This window comes from Rhodococcus sp. 114MFTsu3.1 (genome assembly GCF_000383555.1).
Classification (GTDB): domain Bacteria; phylum Actinomycetota; class Actinomycetes; order Mycobacteriales; family Mycobacteriaceae; genus Rhodococcoides; species Rhodococcoides fascians_E.
On sequence record NZ_KB911561.1, the window covers coordinates 55,695 to 74,636 of the forward strand.

Consider the following 18,942-nt stretch of genomic DNA (forward strand, 5'->3'; position numbering starts at 1 on the left):
ACTTCATTCTCGTACCTGTTAGGACGGATTCCATGGCTCGCGAACTCACGCATTTCATCGGCGGCAAGCACGTTCCCGGAGAGTCGGGGAATTTCGGCGACGTGTTCGACCCCAATACCGGCGAGGTTCAGGCGCTCGTTCCGCTGGCCAGTGACGCCGAGGTCGAGGCGGCCATCGCCGACGCCGAGCAGGCGCAGCGCGAGTGGGCGACGTGGAACCCGCAGCGCCGCGCCCGCGTGCTGATGAAGTTCCTGCAGCTCATCAACCGCGACATGGACGAGCTCGCTCGCTTGCTGTCGAGCGAGCACGGCAAGACCATCGCCGACGCCAAGGGCGACATCCAGCGCGGCCTCGAGGTCGTCGAGTTCGCCGTCGGTATCCCGCACCTGCTCAAGGGTGAGTACACCGAAGGCGCGGGCGGCGGAATCGACGTCTACTCGATGCGCCAGCCCCTCGGCGTCGTCGCGGGTATCACCCCGTTCAACTTCCCGGCGATGATCCCGCTGTGGAAGGCAGGCCCGGCCATTGCGTGCGGCAACGCGTTCATCCTCAAGCCGTCCGAGCGTGACCCGTCGGTACCGCTCAAGCTGGCCGAGCTGTTCCTCGAAGCCGGTTTGCCGCCGGGCATCTTCAACGTCGTCAACGGCGGCAAGAACGCCGTCGACGTGCTGCTGAACGACGATCGCGTCAAGGCCATCGGCTTCGTCGGGTCGACTCCGATCGCGCAGTACATCTACGAGGAAGCCGCCAGGAACGGCAAGCGCGCGCAGTGCTTCGGGGGCGCCAAGAACCATGCTCTCGTCATGCCCGACGCCGATCTCGATCAGGTCGCCGACGCCCTCCTCGGTGCTGCCTACGGCTCCGCGGGCGAGCGCTGCATGGCCATCTCGGTTGCCGTTCCTGTCGGTGAGGAGACTGCCGATGCACTCGTCGCCAAGCTGAAGGAACGAGTCGCGACGCTGAAGATCGGCCGCTCCGACGACGAGGCCGCGGACTTCGGGCCGCTCGTCGGAAGCGACGCGCTGAAGCGGGTCAACGACTACACCCAGATCGGGATCGACGAAGGAGCCGAGCTCGTCGTCGACGGCCGGGACTTCGTGCTCGAGGGCCACGAGAACGGATTCTTCGCGGGTGCAACGTTGTTCGACAAGGTCACCACGGACATGCGCATCTACAAGGAAGAGATCTTCGGACCGGTCCTCATCGTGGTGCGCGCCGAGGACTACGAGGACGCACTGCGTCTGCCGACCGAGCACGAATACGGCAACGGCGTGTCCATCTTCACCCGTGACGGCGACACTGCTCGCGACTTCTGCTCGCGCGTGCAGGTCGGCATGGTCGGCGTCAACGTCCCGATTCCGGTGCCGATCGCGTACCACACGTTCGGCGGCTGGAAGCGTTCCGGCTTCGGCGATCTCAACCAGCACGGACCGGACTCGGTGCGCTTCTACACCAAGACCAAGACCGTCACGCAGCGGTGGCCGTCGGGCACCAAGGAGCAAGCTGCCAATCACTTCGTCATCCCCAACATGGACTGACGCATGTTCACACTGACCGAAGACGAAAAGGCGATCAACGAAACCGCACGGGATTTCGCCGACGAGTTCCTCGCTCCCGATGCAGTCGAATGGGACCAGAACAAGCACTTCCCGGTGGACGTGTTGCGCAAGGCGGCCGGTCTGGGAATGGGCGGTATCTACATCGGTGAGGACGTCGGTGGGTCCGGCTTGACGCGGCTGGATTCGGTCCGCATCTTCGAGCAGCTCGCGACGGGTGATCCGTCGATCGCGGCCTACATCTCCATCCACAACATGGTGACGTGGATGATCGACACCTACGGCAACGACGAACAGCGTCGCCAGTGGGTGCCGGGATTGTGCTCGATGGACCAGCTGGGCAGCTACTGCCTCACCGAGCCCGGTGCGGGGTCCGACGCGGCGGCCTTGAGTACCAAGGCTGTTCGCGACGGTGACGACTATGTGCTGAACGGCGTCAAGCAGTTCATCTCCGGTGCAGGTACGTCGGACGTGTACGTCGTGATGGTCCGAACGGGCACTGCGGGTCCCAAGGGAATTTCCGCGATCATCGTGCCCAAAGATTCGCCCGGCCTGTCCTTCGGGGCGAACGAGAAGAAGATGGGGTGGAACGCCCAGCCCACACGCCAGGTCATCTTCGAGGACGTTCGCGTCCCGGCCGCCAACGTCCTCGGTAACGAGGGCGACGGTTTCCGCATCGCGATGAACGGACTCAACGGTGGCCGGCTCAACATTGCAGCCTGCTCCATCGGCGGGGCGCAGAGCGCACTGGACAAGGCCGTTGCCTATCTCCTCGAACGCAAGGCGTTCGGTGCCCGGCTGCTGGACTCGCAGGCTCTGCAGTTCCGGCTGGCGGACATGAAGACCGAACTGGAAGCTGCACGCACCATGCTCTGGCGCGCCGCCGACGCACTGCAGAACGACGAGGCGGACAAGGTCGAACTGTGTGCGATGGCAAAGAGATTCGCCACGGACACGGGTTTCGAGGTCGCCAACGCTGCGCTGCAGTTGCTCGGTGGATACGGTTACCTCGCGGAATACGGTGTGGAGAAGATCGTCCGCGATCTTCGTGTGCACCAGATCCTCGAGGGAACCAACGAGATCATGCGAGTCGTGGTGGCTCGCTCGATAGTGGGAGCAGCATGACCGAGGCAGTTACCGAATCCGAAGCAGAAGTGCTGTTCGACGTCGCCGGCGGAGTCGGCCGGATCACGCTGAACCGCCCCAAGGCGATCAACGCGCTCAATCACGCGATGGTGCAGCAGATTGCGCCGAAGCTCGACCAGTGGGCGGCCGACGACGCTATCGATCTGGTGCTGCTCGTCGGCGCAGGCGAACGTGGTCTGTGCGCGGGCGGTGACATCGTCTCGATCTACCACGACGCCAAAGAGGGCGGCAGCGGGTCCAAGGACTTCTGGCGCGACGAGTACGTCCTCAACGCGGCGATCGCTCGATTCCCCAAGCCCTACGTCGCCATCATGGACGGTGTGGTCATGGGCGGCGGCGTCGGGTTGTCCGCTCACGGGAACGTCCGAATCGTCACCGAGCGATCGAAGATCGCGATGCCGGAAGTCGGGATCGGATTCATCCCCGACGTCGGCGGCACGTACCTTCTCGCGCGGACGCCGGGAGAACTCGGCACCCACCTCGGCCTGACGACGGCGCGCATGGACGCAGGCGACGCGATCGCAGCAGGATTTGCGGACCACTACATGCCGTCGGAGAATCTGGAGAAATTCTACGTCGCCCTGGAATCCGGTGAATTGTCCGACGCTCTCGACGAGTTCACCGAAGAAGCACCTGCGTCGACGCTCGATGCATCACGTGAGTGGATCGACAGGTACTACGCAGGAGACAGTGTCCAGGCCATCGTGGACGGACTGCGCGGCAGCGGGATACCCGACGCCGAGAAAGCTGCGGGCGACATCGAATCGAAATCGCCTGTCTCGCTGAAGGTGACCTTGCGCTCGCTGCGGCACGCGGCTACGGCGTCGTCGCTCGAGGAGGTGTTGAACGAGGAGTATCGAGTCTCGCTCGCGAGCCTCGAATCACACGATCTCGTCGAGGGCATCCGCGCGCAGGTCGTGGAGAAGGACAGAAACCCGAAGTGGTCGCCGGCGACGCTCGCCGACGTGACCGACGCCGACGTCGATCGGTACTTCGCATCGTTGGGTGACAGGGAACTGGGGCTGGAGTGGAGCCTGCAGAAACGGCCGATGGGACTGGAGAAGAACACATGAGTGAGAAGACGATCGGCTTCATCGGTCTCGGCCACATGGGCGGCCCGATGGCGGCCAATCTGGTCAAGGCCGGGTACACGGTGCAGGGCTTCGATCTGGTCCCGGCGGCATTGGCGCAGGCCGAGTCCGACGGGGTGACCGTCGTCGACTCTGCGGTGGCGGCAGTGAAGGACGCGGGCATCGTCGTGACGATGCTTCCGAACGGACGGCTTGTCCTCGATCTGTACAAGGATCTGCTGCCGGCGGCGGCGCCGGGCACGTTGTTCATCGACAGTTCCACGATCGATGTCGCCGACGCCCACGCCGCGCACAAGCTGATCGACGACGGGGGCCACCGCGGTCTCGACGCGCCGGTGTCCGGCGGAGTCGGCGGGGCGGCTGCGGGGACGTTGACGTTCATGGTCGGTGGCTCGGAGGAGGACTTCGCCTCGGCAGCAGCACTTCTCGATGTAATGGGCCGCAAGGTCGTGCACTGCGGGCAGGCCGGTAACGGTCAGGCCGCCAAGATCTGCAACAACATGATCCTCGGCGTGTCCATGATCGCGATCAGCGAGGCGTTCGTGCTGGGGGAGAAGCTCGGACTCAGCAATCAGGCTCTGTTCGACGTTGCGTCGACGGCGTCCGGTCAGTGCTGGGCGCTCACCACCAACTGCCCGGTTCCGGGCCCGGTCCCCACGTCGCCGGCGAACAACGACTACAAGCCGGGATTCGCCGCTGCTTTGATGGACAAGGACCTCGGTCTCGCTGCCAATGCGTTGCGCGACAACGGTGTCGAGGGAGTTCTGGGGTTGCAGGCCGCCGAGATCTACGCGAAGTTCAAGGAGACGTCCGGCGGCGGTACCGATGTCGACTTCTCCGGCATCATCAACGACATTCGTGAGCGTTCGACAGGAGCAGCACAGTGACGGATTTCGAGACCATTCTGCTCGAGCGTCGTGGGCGCGTCGGCATCATCACCCTGAATCGACCGAAAGCTCTCAATGCTTTGAACTCTCAGCTGATGCACGAGGTCGTCTCGGTCGTCGAGGAACTCGATCGTGACGAGAACATCGGCGCCATCCTCATCACCGGTTCGGAGAAGGCCTTCGCTGCCGGGGCGGACATCAAGGAGATGCAGCCCAAGTCCTACATGGACGTCTACCTCGACGACTTCTTCACGGCGTGGGATCGTCTCGCCGCGGCCAGAACGCCGATCGTGGCGGCGGTGTCCGGTTATGCACTCGGCGGTGGGTGCGAACTCGCGATGATGTGTGACGTCCTGATCGCGTCGGACACCGCGGTGTTCGGCCAGCCCGAGATCAAGCTCGGCGTCATTCCCGGAATCGGTGGTTCGCAGCGTCTGACTCGTGCGGTCGGCAAGGCCAAGGCGATGGAGATGGTGCTGACCGGGCGGAACATGAAGGTCGAGGAGGCCGAGCGAGCCGGCCTCGTCTCTCGTGTCGTCCCGGTAGCCGACCTGCTCGACGACGCCATCGCCACGGCGACCACGATCGCGGAGATGTCGCTTCCTGTTGCGATGATGGCGAAGGACGCCGTGAACCGGTCGTTCGAGTCGTCGCTCGCCGAGGGAGTCAGGTTCGAGCGTCGCCTGTTCCATTCGACGTTCGCGACCGAGGATCAGAAGGAAGGCATGGCCGCGTTCGTGGAGAAGCGTCAGGCCAAGTTCGTCAATCGCTGAACTGCTGATCGGTTGCACCACTGATCGTGGACAGCAACGCGGCGCCCCGGGCCGACACGAGCTCGGGGCGCTGCGGCACCACCGTCCGCAGACGCAGGCGTTTCTCGAAGGCCGCGCCGATCGAGGTGACGTTGGCGCCTCCACCCAGCAGGACGATGGACGCAGGTTTGGTGCCGGACAGTTCGATCGTCTGTTCCACCACCATCGTCGCGTAGCGCACCGGACCGGCGATGATGTCGTCGAAGTCGCCGCGCGTCAGCACGTGGTGGCCGGCGCCGTCGGGATCGTGTGCGCTCACCACTCCGCCGTCACTGAGCCGCTCCTTGAGTGCGCGGGACGAGTCGATGTCCGTCCGGACTCCGTGGTCGGCGAGATGTCGGCGAACGAGGTGGTCCAGGTCGTCACCGCAGAACGTCTCTGTTCGACGGGCGGCGACGGTTCTGCCCGCGGCCAGATCCAGCACGGACACCGTCATACCGGTGCTCCCCAGATCGCACAGCACCGTCGAGCCGTGCGCGGGAACGGTTCCGGTGAACCGAAGGTAACGCAGCTGCGCCGCGGTTTCGTGCACGAGTTGGGCGTAGCGCGGATCACGGTGGGCGCTGATAGCGTCGGCTTCCTCGGCCAGCCGGTACGCGATGGCCGAATACTGCACCGGTAGCGACAGTTTCGCGGCGATCGCATGCAGGGCGGACACCCCGTCGGAGATCGTGGACACCAACGACTGACCTCGTCGCCGACGCACGGTACGCGACGCCACCGGCGCGCGATGAGGACTGTCGAGATACGTCAGGATTGCGCGCGCACCGTGTGCGCCCGCGCCTACACCCACAACCAACACTGCTTTGCTCCAACCTGGGAGCGGCCCCCGCCACACCCGGTGACCATTTGATCATGAAACGGGTGAGCGAGCGCGATTCACCAGGCCGCAGTGGCCCCGTCGTCCTCGAAATCGCCAGCGGTGCGCCTCAGTTCGGCCAGGATTCGCACCAGCGACGTCAACCGGTCCTTCGCCAGACCGGGCTTGCCGAACACTTGCGCATTGAGCTTCTCGGTGGCATCGACCGCCAGTTCGCGGCCGCTGTCGGTGATTTCGACGAGGGTGGTGCGTCGGTCGCTCGGATGCGGCGTCCGGCGCACGTACCCGGCGGTCTCCAGCCGATCCACCGCATTGGTGACACTCGTCGGGTGGACCTGCAGGCGCGCACTTGCTTTTGCCATCGGGATCGCACCGGTCTTGGTGAAGGTCAGCAACGTCAACAACTCGTAGCGCGAGAACGTCAAACCAGTCGGCTTCAGCACTTCCTCGACCCGCGCGAGCATGATCTGCTGCGCGCGCATCAGCGACGTGACCGCGGCCATCCCGTCGGCGACGTCGCCCCATCCATGCTTGGTCCACTGACGGTGGGCCTCTGCAATGGGATCGAGTGGAAGCGGCGACGAAGCAGACATGCCGTCCATCCTCCCATGGCATCCGGCCTGGGCGCCGTCGTCTGCCGTGGCTTTGAAATCACGCTGAGCAGAACCATGGTCACATCGGGTTCACTGGGGCACTCTTGTCCTCGATGCGGGTGTGGCTGAGTGGCTAGGCACCGGCCTGCAAAGCCGTTTACACGGGTTCGAATCCCGTCGCTCGCTCGAAGGAACCGCCAGGCGACATGCCTGGCGGTTCCGCTTTTCTCACCCTGCGCCGTCCGCCGGCCGACGTGTTCCGCGCTGGTTCTGCTCAGCGCTTCCGGCGGGCTGCCGCCGAGCGTGGGGGTGCTGTGCGCATGTGATCGCGGACCGGCGACAGGAGTTCGCCGAGAGCCCGGGTGTCCGACGGCGACAGCGACGAGAACAGCTGCTGCTGAACGATCTCGACGTGGCCGGGAATCACCTTGGCGATCAACGCCCGTCCGGAGTCGGTGACCGTGACGGTGACGCTGCGTTCGTCGTCGGGCGACGGTCCGCGGGACACGAGACCCGCTTTTTCGAGCAATCCAGCCTGGTAGGTCAGTCCGCTACGGCTGTAGACGACGCCGTCGGCGAGGTCGGTCATGCGTTCGCTGCCCGATGGCGAGTCGAGGGCCAGGCGGGCGAGCAACTGGAATTGCACGTAGCTGAGGTCTCCGTCCTCCCTCAATTGCTGCTCCACCGCGTGACGCAGCAGGCCGGCGACCTCCATGAGCGCGAAGTACGCGCCGAGTTGAACGGAGTCGAGGGCGGGCGGTTGTTCCGACATGAGGCCACTCTACAACTGCTTCGTATTCGAAAGACTTGCTTCGAATTCGCAACAGTACTAGCTTTGCGGTGTGCTTCGAAATCGAAGCACTTCGGGTTCGACGAGAGGCAACACCATGAAGGCCATTCGCTTCCACCAGTACGGCGACGCCGATGTTCTGCGGTACGAGGACGTCGGGACTCCCGTTCCCGCAGCCGGTCAGGTTCGCGTTCGCGTTGCAGGAACCACCTTCAACGGCGTCGACGGAAACATCCGGGCGGGCAACATGCAGGAGCCGATGCCACTGACCCTGCCGCACATCCCGGGTGTCGATGTCGCGGGAACCGTCGACGCGCTGGGCGACGGAGTCGACAACCGAAAGGTCGGGGACCGGGTGATCGGATTCCTTCCGTTCGTCACGGACGGTGCGTCAGCAGAATTCGTGGTCGTCGACGCCGACGCGCTCGCACCGGCTCCGACGTCGATTCCGCTCGCTGATTCGGCAGTGCTCGGCGTGGTCGGACTGACCGCGTGGCAGGCGTTGTTCGATCACGCCGAGCTGAAGCGCGGACAACGCATCCTGGTGAACGGCGCGAGCGGGGCCGTCGGTGGGTTCGCTGTGCAGTTGGCCCACGCGGCAGGCGCGTACGTCGTCGCGACGGGGCGTGCGTCGGAGACAGAGCGTCTGAGGAAGCTCGGTGCCGACGAGGTCGTCGATCATTCGGCGGTCGACGTCGTGGTCGCGCTGACGACGCCCGTCGACGTTCTGGTGAACTTCGCGCCCATCACGCCGGACCTGTTCGGCGCCTTGGCAACCCGAGTCGCGGACGGCGGCGTGGTCGTCAACACCACGGTCTGGATGCCCGCGCCGAGTGACGAGGCGCGCGGTGTTCGCGGCATCGACATGTACCTCCGCAGCGACGCCGCGCAACTGTCCGAACTCTCGACGCGTGTCGACCGAGGCGAGCTCGTCGTCGACGTGGCCGACCGAGTTGCGCTCCGTGAGCTCGCGACGGTGCACGCCCGCGCCGCAGCGGGGAACCTGCCGGGCAAGGTCGTCGTGATTCCCGGTTCGTGACGTGGTGTCAGCGACTGGTGCAACCCATCGGCATTCCGGTGACCCGGTGCAGTGCCAGCATCGCTCCCCATGGGCCGATGACCCACACCGGCCAGGGGTAGAGGAAGTTCCCGGTGGCGACCGAGGTGACGGCCCAGATGGTCAGGCACAGGACTCCGACGCTCGCCCACGTCAGCAGTTCGCGGCTCATCGGTGGACGTTGCGGGGACTGCGGCTCGATGAGTGTCGAGGCCACCGGTGTCGAGGCGACAGGTGCGGGGAGGTCGCGGAACACGTCGTCGAGGTCGGCGCGCGTGACGGCGGCGTAGGCCTGGGCGGCGCGTCCGTCGAAGTCCTCGATCGTCAGGCGGCCGGACGCCACATGGCTGGTCAGGAGGTCGACGGCGGCGTCGCGGTGCGCGTCGGACAGGCGGGTGTTCGAGTTCGTTTCACGGACGTTCGGTTGGTACGGCATCTGCACTCCAACTCCGGGCTGACGTTCCATTGTGGACTGTCGGGGTGTGTCCAGCATCGACCTACCACTGTGGAATGTCAAGGTGTGGGAGCATGACGATGTGCCCGAAACACCACCGTTGAACGCGACCGCGGCGTCACTGCTCGGGTTCCTGCATCGCGGCTCCATGACCGGCTGGGACCTTCATGCCACTGCCGTTGCCTGCATCGGCGGCTTCTGGACCGTCACGCGGAGTCAGGTGTATCGGGAACTTGCGGCGCTGACCACGAGGGGCCTGATCGAGGAAGGCGCGGTGGGAGCCAGGGCTCAGAAACCGTTCACCATCACCGATGACGGGCGGGCGGAGTTCGCCCGGTGGATCGACCGGGCTCCCGGTGAGGAGAACATTCGACACCCGCTGTTGCTGACTCTGGCGTTCGGCGAGCATCTCGCCCCGGGGCGGGTGGCGGGGATACTGGCCGACCACCGGCGTCGGCACGCAGACACCCTGGCTCGCTACCGGGAGCAGCGCGCCGCGTCGGGCGGCGCGAGTGTGTTCGATCTGGCCACATTGGATTTCGGAATCAGGTACGAGCAGGCGACACTCGACTGGTTCGATGCACTACCCGACCAGCTTCGAGCCGGAAGCTTCAGGCCAGGAGCCGAGCCGCCCGCGCCACGGTGACCGCCCAGTCGGAGTCCGATCGCCAGGGTCGCAGATCCCAAGTGCCGAAACGATGTTCGACGATCAGGCCGGACGCGGCGAGATCGTCGTCGAACTGTCCCACGGTGTACTCCCGGTCGGTGGCGAAGCCCGCGACGAACACGCCGCCCGGCGTCAGATGCGCCGCGATGCGCTCCACCGCACTGCGCTCGGTTCCGGGCTCCACGAACACCATCACGTTCCCGGCCGCGACGACGGCGTCGAACGTCTCACCGAGGTCCAGCTGGGTCAGGTCGGCCTGGTGAACGGTGATGTCCGGGTTCAGGCGGGCTGCGTCGACGAACACGGGGTCGAGGTCCACTGCGGTCACCCGATGTCCTCGACGGGCGAGCTCCGCGCCGAGACGCGCTGTGCCACAACCCGCGTCGAGGACCGAACTGCCCGGCGTGAGGAGCGCGTCGACCATCCGTGCCTCACCGTGCAAGTCGACGCCCCGAGCCTCGAGCCGAGCGAACCTGTCGACGTATTTCCTGGACTGTGCCTCGTCGTTCTCGGTCTGCCAGCGTGTCGGAGCCATGGTGGACACTCTAGGCGGCCGCCGCGCACACCTCCGCCACACGATCGAGCGCAATCGTGGAATTGTGAACCTGTGAGTGCATCCTTTACACCCGAAGACGACGCACGGTTCGCAGCCGACGTTGCGCAGGCCGCGGGCAGAGTGCTGCTCGACATTCGTACGCGCGAGAACGGAAGAACGGAAGGGCGCGAGCTCGGCCGTCTCGGAGACGCCGAGGCGAACGGTCTCATCCTCGCCAGATTGAGAGCCGATCGGCCGGGCGATGCCGTGCTGTCCGAGGAGTCCGCCGACGATCCGGCCCGGCTCGACGCACAGCGCGTCTGGATCATCGATCCACTGGACGGGTCGCGCGAGTACGGAATCCAGGGGCGTGAGGACTGGGCGGTCCACGTCGGACTCTGGGAGGCCGGGAAGGGGATGACCGCGTCCGCGGTTGCTCAACCTGCTCTCGGAGCCGTCTACTCGACCACGAAGACGGGGCAACGGGCGCCGTCGAACGGCAGGCCTACCCTCGTCGTGAGCGACAGCCGTCCGCCGTACTACATCGAAGCGGTCGCCGACGACGTCGGTGGAGATGTCGTCACGATGGGATCGGCCGGGGCGAAGGCGATGGCCGTCGTCCGCGGGGACGCCGACGCCTACGTGCACTCGGGCGGTCAGTGGGAATGGGATTCGGCTGCGCCAGTGGGCGTTGCCCTCGCGGCAGGCCTGCACTGCTCACGCATCGACGGAACGCCGTTGCTGTACAACCAGTCTCATCCCTACCTCCCGGATCTGCTGATCTGCCGTACCGAACTCGCAGAGCCCTTGCTGGCGAGCATCGCCCGGCATGCGACGAGGCAAGCAGACACCGGACGCGTCGCGATGGCACGCGAATACATCAAGGCCTTGACGAGTCACGACGCCACCAAATTGCGCCTCGCGGAGGAGTGCCGACGCGTCGAGAACGGCGACGTCACCGGGGAGAGCGGGCAACACATTCGGGACGACCTGGAACAGTCGTCGCGGTACCGTCGCGTCACCGCGGTCGGTGACGTGGACATCGAGGAGTGGGAGTCCTTCGTCGTCGCACGGTACCGAATCGAACTGGACGACAACACGACACTGTCCACGGTCGAACATTTCGCCATCCCCGCCGGCGACATCACCGCCATCACGACGATCGTCGTTCCCGACGATCAAGCGGGCGAACCCGCTGGACCGTCCTCGGCGGAGTGATCGGCGTCGTCGACGAAAAGCAAGCCGTCGTTGTCGACGAGGTGATCGGGGTCGAGCGGCGCGTAACCGAACCACGGTGACACGCGGGCATCGGGGCACTCCGTTGCCAGCGCTTCGGCCAGCACGCGAGTGTCGACGAGGCTTCGCCCGGCACGCAACGAGAACAGGTGGCCCTCCACCGTGTTCGGCAACGGTGGGCCGACGTCGTGGCGTTCGATCGTGCCGACTGCGGTCGGCAGGAACGCGAAGTCGGCCCCGAGTCGGGCGTCGACGAGTGCGCCCGCACTCCACCATTCGATTCGCCCCTGCCACATCTGCATGCTGCTCTTCCAGCGTTGGAGATGGCTGTTGTGCGCCGATACCAGCGTCGGTCCCCGCTCGGCGAGTGCCAGGAGGTTCTCCGCCATCATGGAGTCTCGGAGGCTGCACAACCTCGTGATGCGTGCCGCGGAGTCGTCCGCCATCCAGTAGTGGTAGCGCAGCAACCCGGCGGCGGTCCGAGCACACAGGTGCGCATCGAACCAGGACTCGTGGGTCGTCACCGCGCGGAGACGTGGCGCCTGCATATCGAGCAGGCTCGCCAGATCGTCTGCGACGAGCCGCAATTCGATGGCTTGTGCACTGCGTCCGAAGGAGCGGGACGGGGAGTGCATCGCGTCGGGATCGGTCCATCGCTCGTCCGGACCGAGCAACCGATCCAGAGTCTCACCGGTGACGGGGATCAGATCCGACTCCACCCAACGGGCGAGGTAGGCATGGAGTTCGGTGAGCGCGTGCCGTGGGCTGGCTGCCGACGCCATCTCCAGCGGTGCATCGAAACCAGCGAATCGAACGGCCTCGGATACCGGGCGCCGACGGTTGTGCTCTCGCATCCACTGCACGAGCTGCCGATTCCCGTCCAACGTGCCCCACTCGTGGCTGAAACCCTGTGCCAGAACGTGATCGAGTGTGCCGACGCCGCTCACGACGTAGTCGTCGACCAACCGACCCATCAGGCAGTCGCTTTCGATGGAGATGGTGCGGTACTTCTCCTTCTCGACGAGTTCGCGGAAAAGGTCGTTCCGCAGTTCCAGGAGTCCATGAGCGCCGTGGGTCGGCTCTCCCACGGCGAGCAGGCGCGGCCGGGTACCCAGCAGGCGGACGAGGGACGACGATCCGACTGGGTGGACGGCGTGATCGATCGAAGCAGGCATACAGTGAACGCTATCGTTGAACCAACGGTTGAAGCTTTGGAAGGATCCTGCCATTTCGGCTGCTGAAAAGTCTCGATTGCGTCCCGTGGACCTGGCTCGCGAACACGGGGTGTCGACGCAAGCTGTGCGTAATTACGAGGATGCCGGAATACTTCCCGCGGCCACGAGAACCGAGCACGGTTACCGGACGTACACGCCGATGCACGCGCAAGCCTTGAGGACGTTCCGAGCTCTCACCGCGGGGCACGGTCACGCGATGTCGACGGCAATCATGTGCGCTGTGAACTCCGGTGATGTCGACGCCGCGCTTCAGACGATCGACGACGCACACGCACAGCTGCGCGAAGAACGTGCAACCCTGCGCTCGGTCGAACATGCTCTGGCAGGAGTGCAGCCTGCAGGAACGACTCGAGGGGGAGTGCAGCCTGCAGGAACGACTCGAGGGGGAGTGCAGCCTGTGGCCTCGTCGGGCGCCGGGTTGTTCATCGGCCCGCTTGCTCACAAGCTGGGTGTCGAGCCCGCGACCTTGCGCAAGTGGGAGCGCGCCGGTTTGGTGCGACCCGACCGTGACAGGAAGACGGGGTATCGGGTCTACGCCGAGTCCGCGGTACGCGACGCGCAGCTGATCAGGCAGCTGCGGCGAGGAGGGTTTGCGCTGAGCCGGATTGCGCCGCTGATTGCTCACGTTCGAAGCGCGGGCGGGGTGGAACCGCTTGTGGATCTGATGGACGACTGGCACGACCGGATTCATGCTCGCGGGCGCGCGATGCTCAGCGGTGCTGCAGAGTTGGACCGGTACCTCGTGCTCAGGAATCCTGACGGTCGAGTTCGTCCAGAGCTGCCCGATGCTCCGCCGTCCGTGCCTGTGCATCGGTGAGAATCCTTCGTAGACGGCGGGATTCGCGCTCGGTCGATTTCTCGTCCTTTCTGGCGTCGGCTTCGTGCTCTTCGGCGTCGTGCAACTCGGAGCGCAGCTGAGTCAACCGCTCCTTGATCTCGGTCAATCGGGTCGACGCAGCCTCGGCCGCGGCGTCGGCGGCCGCGGCGGCGTTCTCGGCTGCCTCCTCGTCCTCCCGAGCCTCCTCGAGCCGTTCCTTGGCCTCGTCGAGTCGCTTCCGAGCCACCGCTCGCACCTCCGCGGCCCTGGCGGCCGCCTCTGTGTCCTCCTCGTGCGTCGCCTCGTCCGGCTGCTCGGGTTCGGCAGTGTCGGTGGATGTGGCCGGTTCCGGCGCCAACGACAGCACGGCCGGGCCGAAGCCGCTGTAGGACTCGGCCGTCACCACTCGTCCCCCGCGTACGCGCTCGGCGACATCGGGATCCGCGAGTGCGGCACCGAGGGTCTGACCGACTTCGCGGGCCGCGTCCTCCGTGGTGGTCCGTCCGCGATCGGCGGCGATCTCGACCGCACGGGCGGAGAGGGCGCGGATCGATTTCTGACGGTCCGCCGACAGTTCTCGGAGGTCCCCGGCGGCCGATCGGCGCTGGGCGTCGCGAAGCCTGTCGCCGAGGTCGAACAGATCTGCCACGTCCTCGGGTTCTTCACGGACGAGGAGGTTGACCATCCATCCGACGGTCGTCGGCTTACGGAGCTTGTTGATCGCGGCCGCTAGTTTTCGATTCCCCGAGTCCTTGGCGGCTGCGGCAGCGGATGTGCGAGCGGCGACGAACTCGGCCGGATCGACGGAATACAGCTCGGCTGCAACGTCGTCGAGTTCGGCGGAGGACATGTGCGCAATTGTTGCACCGCGCGGAAAAAATGTGTGCCCCCGGCAGGATTCGAACCTGCGGCCTTTCGCTCCGGAGGCGAACGCTCTATCCCCTGAGCTACGGGGGCGCGCCGAGACGAAGAAAACCTGCGTATTCGGCGTGCCTGTTGGGCGGCTCCAAGACTAGCGCATTGCAACCGTCACCTGAAATCGCACCTGGTGTTAACGCAACAAGAGGACAGTCGAGGGCATGACCGACTACGAGTATTCGGACGACGCTCTCGATCTCGACCTGGCGTGGTGGTCGGCAGCGAACTATCTGACCGTCGCGCAGATATACCTGAAGGACAACACGCTTCTGCGTGATCCGCTCGATGCGTCGCACATCAAACCGCGCTTGCTCGGGCACTGGGGGACAAGCCCGTGCCTGTCGATGATCTACACCCTGCTCAACCGTCACATCACAGAGACCGACACCGACTGGCTCTACGTGACAGGACCGGGACACGGCGGCCCGGCGCTCGTGGCGTCGACCTATCTCGAAGGGACGTACACCGAGATCTACCCGCACGTGTCCCGCGACGCGGACGGAATACGACGCTTGTGCCGTCAGTTCTCCGCTCCCGGCGGCATACCGAGTCACGTCAGCGTGCAGACACCGGGCAGCATCCACGAGGGCGGCGAACTCGGCTATGCACTCGTTCATGCGGGCGGAGCAGCATTCGACCGACCACAGTTGACGGTTGCGTGCGTCATCGGTGACGGAGAGGCGGAGACGGGTCCGCTCGCGGGCTCCTGGAAGCTCCCGGCTTTCCTGAACGCACGACGCGACGGTGCTGTGCTGCCGATCGTCAACGTGAACGGCGCGAAAATCGCGGGGCCGACGGTGTTCGGCCGGAGTCGCGACGAGGACATCGTCGACTTCCTGCACGGGCAAGGATGGGAACCCGTCGTGGTGGCCGGTGACGATCCACGTGTGGTGTTCCCGGAACTGCTCCGCGTGCTTCGTGAGTCGCATCGGAGAATCCGAGCGATCCAAAGCGCCGCTCGAACCGGGGAGCCCGAGACCGGTGCCCGATGGCCCGCGATCATCCTGCGCACACCCAAGGGCTGGACGGGCCCTCACACCGTCGACGGTGTCCTCGTCGAGGGCACTTTCCGGGCGCACCAGGTGCCCCTGTCCGGTGTCAGGACCAACCCGGAGCACCTGGCGCAGTTGGAGACCTGGCTGCAGTCCTACCGTCCCCACGAACTGTTCGACGGCGACGGAGCCCTGGCCCCGCAGATCGCCGCGCTGGCTCCGGCGGGGGACAAACGGATGGGGTCGACGCCGTACGCCAACGGCGGCCGTCTGCTGCAACCACTACGTATCCCGCCACTCGAGAACTACGAGATCTCGATCGAGTCGCCCGGCGCAGGTTTCCACGAGACGACGAGGGTGCTCGGTGAATTGATGCGCGACATCTACGCGGGGAACACCACGGACGACGGTGGAGGAAACTTCCGGTTGTTCTCACCGGACGAAACCTCGAGCAACCGCTTGGCTGCGGTCTTCGAGCAGACCGACCGCTGCTGGCAACTCCCGACGGAGGACTGGGACGACCACCTCTCACCCGACGGACGTGTGATGGAGGTACTCAGCGAGCACCTGTGCGAAGGGTGGCTCGAAGGCTATCTGCTGGCGGGAGGCCACGGACTGTTCGCGAGCTACGAGGCATTCGCGATGGTGAGCGTGTCCATGATGATCCAGCACGTCAAGTGGCTGCAGCACGCCGCCGATCTGCCGTGGCGAGAACCGGTGGCGTCGCTGAACGTGCTGCTGACCAGTACGTGTTGGCGCAACGACCACAACGGGTTCAGCCATCAAGGACCAGGCATGATCGACGCCGCGATTCCGCTCTCGCCCGAGGTCGTGCGAATCTGGCTACCACCGGACTCCAACACCCTGCTGTCGATCGCCGATCACTGCTTCCGCAGCAGGGACCACGTGAACCTGATCGTCGTGGACAAGCAACCTCACCTGCAGTATTTGACGCTCCAACAGGCGGCCGAGCACTGTGCCGCGGGCGCGTCGGTGTGGCACTGGGCGGGAACGGAAACCGAGTCCGCCGGGAGCCCCAGCGAACCCGACGTGGTGCTCGCCGCAGCGGGTGACGTACCGACCCAGGAAATCCTCGCCGCCGCACAGATCCTCGCCGAGTGGGTTCCCTACTTGCGGATCCGCGTCGTCAACGTCGTGGATCTGATGGCGCTGGTGACGCCGGGGGACCACCCGCACGGGTTCACGCACGAGAAGTTCGTCGATCTCTTCACCGCGGACACCGACGTGGTGTTCGCGTTCCACGGCTATCCCCGCGCGGTCCACGAACTACTGCACGGCCGGCCGAAGGTCGATCGGTTCCACGTGCGCGGCTTCAACGAACAGGGCACGACCACAACGCCGTTCGACATGGTGGTGCTCAACAGAATGAGCCGCTACCACCTCGTGCTCGAGGCCCTGCGTCGATCGAGGCGGGTACCGGAGCGCGGCGGAGAGCTGGTGTCCTACTGCAACGCCCAACTCGAGCGGCATGCGACCTACGTCGTCGAGCACATGGAGGACATGCCCGAGGTAGCGGACTGGACGTACTCGCCGACCGTCAGTTAGTACCGAGGGGCTGAGCGCCCTTCTCGGCGAGCATCTGTGTCATCAGGGTGGATTCGCTTTCCTGAGTCGAGATCATCGACTGAGCGAGACGGACGAGCGCCGGAGTCTCGGCGTGATCCGCCGCGTACTCCATCATCGAGAGCCCACCCTGGTGGTGACGCAGCATCAGTTGCAGGAACATGACGTCGACAGCCGGTCCGGTTGCCTGGCGGAGGGCGGCGAGTTCGTCGCTGGTCGCCATTCCCGGCATTGCCGCGACGGGGCCCGTCGACTCGGATCCGTCGGAGCCGGCGGACATTCCGGCCATCGAGTGGCCGTGCTCGTCGCCGGACATCCAGCCCATGTAGCCGTCGGTCCCGACGGGGGAGCGGTCCCAGATGGCGAGCCAGCCCTGCATCTGGCCGACCTGGTTCTGCTGCGAAGTGAGCATGTCGAACGCGAGGTTACGGACGAGTGGGTCGGAGGCGTTGGTCAGCGCGATCGACGACATGTCGATGGCTTGATTGTGGTGCACCGACATGTCCTGCGCGAAGCCGACGTCCACCGAATCGGATGCAGGAACGTTGTCGTTTCCGCCGAGGAAGTTCGTTCGTGCCAAGAAACCCAGAGCGAACCCGATTGCGACTGCGGCGACGACGCCGAGGGCCAACAGGGCGACCAACTGTGGCCTGCTGACCCTCGGCTTCGTGGGAGCAGTCATCAGGAAGCAGGTGCCGGAGCTGCCGGTGCTTCGGTCGGGATCTGGAGGTCACTCGGAAGCTGCAGGTCCGACGGCAGGCCGCCGGTCGCGCCCGTCTCGCTGGCGTCGGGTGTGATGCCTGCGCCGTCCATCGGGACGGCGTCGGGGCCGGGTGCCGAGGCGTCGAACGGCGGTGGGTTGTCGGGATCGAATCCGCCACCGGGCACCGTCGAGCAGCTCGCGCCGACCTCGGGGTACTGGTACCGGTTGAGGCGGAGCGCCGAGATGAACTGGTCCACGCGCTCGTCGTCGACGCTGTCCACCTTGAGCTGGTGTCCCCAGGACTGCAGCGAGACGGGAGATTCCTGACCGGGGTACGGCGACATCAGCATGTACGTCTCACCGTCGACCTTGTCGGCGAGAACCTGGATCTGGTCCTCGGACAGTGCGTCGGGGTTGTAGGTGATCCACACGGCACCGTGTTCGAGGGAGTGGACTGCGTTCTCGGTGCGGATCGCTTCCGGGTACACGACGCCGGTGCAGGTGGCCCACGTCGCGTCGTGGGGTCCGCCGAACGGAGGCGTCTGGTCGTAGGCGACGCGCTGGGTGGCGGACACGTGCAGGGCAGCCTCGTACGGCTGAACCACCACGTCGGCGATTTCCGACGAGGGGTCCTGGTTGCTTTCGCTGGGCTCCCAGCGCTGCGCCTCGGCGCGGTCCTGGTACTTCGGGAAGAGGTTGATGGCGAGAGCCGCGATGAGGCCGACCACGACGACGACGGCTCCAACGGTCAGCCATGGGACCTGACGGTTCTTCGGCGCGCCCGATTTTCTGGTCGCGGGGACGCCGCTGCTTTTCTTCGCAGCCTTGATGGCCTTGTTGGCTTTGGCTGCAGACTTCTTGTCCGGACCGCCGTTGTTGGAACCCGTGGGCATCGCTGTCGTCGCTCTTTCGGTTGTCGGAGGTGCAGTTGGGCGCGCAAAAACTACTTGTGATCGCAGAGCGCCCTTACTGTACGGTCCTAGTCTGAGTGCTTGCTTTGAGGTGCCGCCAGTACGGGCTCGCGTTGCCTCGGGCCAGTGGTTGCCGAC

At 65.5% G+C, this 18,942-nt stretch carries 19 protein-coding genes and 2 tRNA genes; 11 read left to right on the forward strand and 10 right to left on the reverse strand.

Going from position 1 to position 18,942, the window contains the following annotated elements:
* The first annotated feature begins 32 nt into the window (after positions 1–32).
* The 5 genes from H292_RS0124505 to H292_RS0124525 are packed head-to-tail and all read left to right on the forward strand — an operon-like array spanning position 33 to position 5,453.
* Positions 33–1,538: a CoA-acylating methylmalonate-semialdehyde dehydrogenase gene (locus H292_RS0124505; RefSeq protein WP_020113147.1), complete on the forward strand. Its 1,506-nt coding sequence runs from the start codon at positions 33–35 to the stop codon at positions 1,536–1,538.
* 3 nt (positions 1,539–1,541) lie between these two features.
* Entirely contained in the window at positions 1,542–2,681 is a 1,140-nt protein-coding gene (locus tag H292_RS0124510; protein ID WP_019667246.1) for an isobutyryl-CoA dehydrogenase, read from the forward strand.
* On the forward strand, positions 2,678–3,775 hold the full coding sequence (locus H292_RS0124515) for an enoyl-CoA hydratase/isomerase family protein (RefSeq protein WP_020113148.1): 1,098 nt from the start codon (positions 2,678–2,680) through the stop codon (positions 3,773–3,775). The genes H292_RS0124510 and H292_RS0124515 overlap by 4 nt, the downstream gene beginning before the upstream one ends.
* Positions 3,772–4,680 carry a 3-hydroxyisobutyrate dehydrogenase gene (gene mmsB, locus H292_RS0124520; protein ID WP_020113149.1) on the forward strand — a complete coding sequence of 303 codons (909 nt, stop codon included), beginning with the start codon at positions 3,772–3,774 and terminating at the stop codon, positions 4,678–4,680. The genes H292_RS0124515 and mmsB overlap by 4 nt, the downstream gene beginning before the upstream one ends.
* The gene (locus H292_RS0124525; RefSeq protein WP_019667249.1) at positions 4,677–5,453 is read left to right on the forward strand and encodes an enoyl-CoA hydratase; all 777 of its coding nucleotides are present in this window, start codon (positions 4,677–4,679) and stop codon (positions 5,451–5,453) included. The genes mmsB and H292_RS0124525 overlap by 4 nt, the downstream gene beginning before the upstream one ends.
* On the opposite strand, the gene H292_RS0124530 is transcribed toward H292_RS0124525, so the two are convergent.
* Together H292_RS0124530 and H292_RS0124535 are read right to left on the reverse strand one after the other, a co-directional pair.
* Positions 5,443–6,294: a hypothetical protein gene (locus H292_RS0124530; RefSeq protein ID WP_231383920.1), complete on the reverse strand. Its 852-nt coding sequence runs from the start codon at positions 6,292–6,294 to the stop codon at positions 5,443–5,445. The genes H292_RS0124525 and H292_RS0124530 overlap by 11 nt on opposite strands.
* A gap of 77 nt (positions 6,295–6,371) precedes the next feature.
* Positions 6,372–6,905 (reverse strand): MarR family winged helix-turn-helix transcriptional regulator, encoded by a 534-nt coding sequence (locus H292_RS0124535; RefSeq protein ID WP_026348155.1) that lies wholly within the window; start codon positions 6,903–6,905, stop codon positions 6,372–6,374.
* Positions 6,906–7,020: 115 nt separating this feature from the next.
* Here H292_RS0124535 and H292_RS0124540 point away from each other — a divergent pair.
* Positions 7,021–7,091: transfer RNA gene (locus H292_RS0124540), tRNA-Cys, on the forward strand.
* Positions 7,092–7,179: 88 nt separating this feature from the next.
* On the opposite strand, the gene H292_RS0124545 is transcribed toward H292_RS0124540, so the two are convergent.
* The gene (locus H292_RS0124545; protein WP_020113151.1) at positions 7,180–7,677 is read right to left on the reverse strand and encodes a MarR family winged helix-turn-helix transcriptional regulator; all 498 of its coding nucleotides are present in this window, start codon (positions 7,675–7,677) and stop codon (positions 7,180–7,182) included.
* 115 nt (positions 7,678–7,792) lie between these two features.
* Between H292_RS0124545 and H292_RS0124550 the strand changes: the two genes are divergently transcribed.
* Positions 7,793–8,734: an NADP-dependent oxidoreductase gene (locus H292_RS0124550; RefSeq protein ID WP_020113152.1), complete on the forward strand. Its 942-nt coding sequence runs from the start codon at positions 7,793–7,795 to the stop codon at positions 8,732–8,734.
* A gap of 7 nt (positions 8,735–8,741) precedes the next feature.
* Here H292_RS0124550 and H292_RS0124555 read toward each other — a convergent pair whose 3' ends face one another.
* Positions 8,742–9,188 carry a DUF1707 SHOCT-like domain-containing protein gene (locus H292_RS0124555; RefSeq protein ID WP_033190598.1) on the reverse strand — a complete coding sequence of 149 codons (447 nt, stop codon included), beginning with the start codon at positions 9,186–9,188 and terminating at the stop codon, positions 8,742–8,744.
* Between the two features lie 46 nt (positions 9,189–9,234).
* On the opposite strand from H292_RS0124555, the gene H292_RS0124560 reads away from it, so the two are divergent.
* The gene (locus tag H292_RS0124560) at positions 9,235–9,852 is read left to right on the forward strand and encodes a PadR family transcriptional regulator (protein ID WP_020113154.1); all 618 of its coding nucleotides are present in this window, start codon (positions 9,235–9,237) and stop codon (positions 9,850–9,852) included.
* Here H292_RS0124560 and H292_RS0124565 read toward each other — a convergent pair.
* Entirely contained in the window at positions 9,818–10,408 is a 591-nt protein-coding gene (locus H292_RS0124565; protein WP_026348156.1) for a class I SAM-dependent methyltransferase, read from the reverse strand. The two genes, H292_RS0124560 and H292_RS0124565, sit on opposite strands and share 35 nt — an antisense overlap.
* A 72-nt stretch (positions 10,409–10,480) precedes the next feature.
* On the opposite strand from H292_RS0124565, the gene H292_RS0124570 reads away from it, so the two are divergent.
* Complete coding sequence (locus H292_RS0124570; RefSeq protein ID WP_020113155.1) at positions 10,481–11,626, forward strand: 3'(2'),5'-bisphosphate nucleotidase CysQ; 1,146 nt, start codon at positions 10,481–10,483, stop codon at positions 11,624–11,626.
* On the opposite strand, the gene H292_RS0124575 is transcribed toward H292_RS0124570, so the two are convergent.
* The gene (locus H292_RS0124575) at positions 11,587–12,819 is read right to left on the reverse strand and encodes an erythromycin esterase family protein (RefSeq protein ID WP_020113156.1); all 1,233 of its coding nucleotides are present in this window, start codon (positions 12,817–12,819) and stop codon (positions 11,587–11,589) included. The genes H292_RS0124570 and H292_RS0124575 overlap by 40 nt on opposite strands.
* Before the next feature lie 85 nt (positions 12,820–12,904).
* On the opposite strand from H292_RS0124575, the gene H292_RS27510 reads away from it, so the two are divergent.
* Entirely contained in the window at positions 12,905–13,696 is a 792-nt protein-coding gene (locus tag H292_RS27510) for a TioE family transcriptional regulator (RefSeq protein WP_020113157.1), read from the forward strand.
* On the opposite strand, the gene H292_RS0124585 is transcribed toward H292_RS27510, so the two are convergent.
* Both H292_RS0124585 and H292_RS0124590 read right to left on the reverse strand, forming a co-directional pair.
* A complete protein-coding gene (locus H292_RS0124585) occupies positions 13,626–14,546 on the reverse strand; it encodes a hypothetical protein (protein WP_020113158.1) in 921 nt (306 codons plus the stop codon). The genes H292_RS27510 and H292_RS0124585 overlap by 71 nt on opposite strands.
* A gap of 34 nt (positions 14,547–14,580) precedes the next feature.
* Positions 14,581–14,653 (reverse strand) — tRNA-Arg (locus tag H292_RS0124590).
* Between the two features lie 122 nt (positions 14,654–14,775).
* Here H292_RS0124590 and H292_RS0124595 point away from each other — a divergent pair.
* Positions 14,776–17,172: a phosphoketolase family protein gene (locus H292_RS0124595; protein WP_020113159.1), complete on the forward strand. Its 2,397-nt coding sequence runs from the start codon at positions 14,776–14,778 to the stop codon at positions 17,170–17,172.
* Here the strand turns inward: H292_RS0124595 and H292_RS0124600 are convergent.
* The gene (locus tag H292_RS0124600) at positions 17,165–17,872 is read right to left on the reverse strand and encodes a DUF305 domain-containing protein (protein WP_020113160.1); all 708 of its coding nucleotides are present in this window, start codon (positions 17,870–17,872) and stop codon (positions 17,165–17,167) included. The two genes, H292_RS0124595 and H292_RS0124600, sit on opposite strands and share 8 nt — an antisense overlap.
* Positions 17,872–18,786, reverse strand: coding sequence for a DUF3105 domain-containing protein (locus H292_RS0124605; RefSeq protein WP_019667263.1), 915 nt, complete (start codon positions 18,784–18,786; stop codon positions 17,872–17,874). The genes H292_RS0124600 and H292_RS0124605 overlap by 1 nt, the downstream gene beginning before the upstream one ends.
* Between the last annotated feature and the right edge of the window lie 156 nt (positions 18,787–18,942).

Excerpts from the sequence above, each read along its gene's own strand:
- H292_RS0124585 (WP_020113158.1), bottom strand. The coding sequence starts at position 14,546 with ATGTCCTCCGCCGAACTCGACGACGTTGCAGCCGAGCTGTATTCCGTC.
- H292_RS0124595 (WP_020113159.1), top strand. The coding sequence starts at position 14,776 with ATGACCGACTACGAGTATTCGGACGACGCTCTCGATCTCGACCTGGCG.
- H292_RS0124510 (WP_019667246.1), top strand. The coding sequence starts at position 1,542 with ATGTTCACACTGACCGAAGACGAAAAGGCGATCAACGAAACCGCACGG.
- H292_RS0124575 (WP_020113156.1), bottom strand. The coding sequence starts at position 12,819 with ATGCCTGCTTCGATCGATCACGCCGTCCACCCAGTCGGATCGTCGTCC.
- H292_RS0124555 (WP_033190598.1), bottom strand. The coding sequence starts at position 9,188 with ATGCCGTACCAACCGAACGTCCGTGAAACGAACTCGAACACCCGCCTG.
- H292_RS0124535 (WP_026348155.1), bottom strand. The coding sequence starts at position 6,905 with ATGTCTGCTTCGTCGCCGCTTCCACTCGATCCCATTGCAGAGGCCCAC.
- H292_RS0124515 (WP_020113148.1), top strand. The coding sequence starts at position 2,678 with ATGACCGAGGCAGTTACCGAATCCGAAGCAGAAGTGCTGTTCGACGTC.
- H292_RS0124545 (WP_020113151.1), bottom strand. The coding sequence starts at position 7,677 with ATGTCGGAACAACCGCCCGCCCTCGACTCCGTTCAACTCGGCGCGTAC.
- H292_RS0124600 (WP_020113160.1), bottom strand. The coding sequence starts at position 17,872 with ATGACTGCTCCCACGAAGCCGAGGGTCAGCAGGCCACAGTTGGTCGCC.
- H292_RS0124565 (WP_026348156.1), bottom strand. The coding sequence starts at position 10,408 with ATGGCTCCGACACGCTGGCAGACCGAGAACGACGAGGCACAGTCCAGG.
- mmsB (WP_020113149.1), top strand. The coding sequence starts at position 3,772 with ATGAGTGAGAAGACGATCGGCTTCATCGGTCTCGGCCACATGGGCGGC.
- H292_RS0124505 (WP_020113147.1), top strand. The coding sequence starts at position 33 with ATGGCTCGCGAACTCACGCATTTCATCGGCGGCAAGCACGTTCCCGGA.
- H292_RS0124605 (WP_019667263.1), bottom strand. The coding sequence starts at position 18,786 with ATGCCCACGGGTTCCAACAACGGCGGTCCGGACAAGAAGTCTGCAGCC.
- H292_RS0124550 (WP_020113152.1), top strand. The coding sequence starts at position 7,793 with ATGAAGGCCATTCGCTTCCACCAGTACGGCGACGCCGATGTTCTGCGG.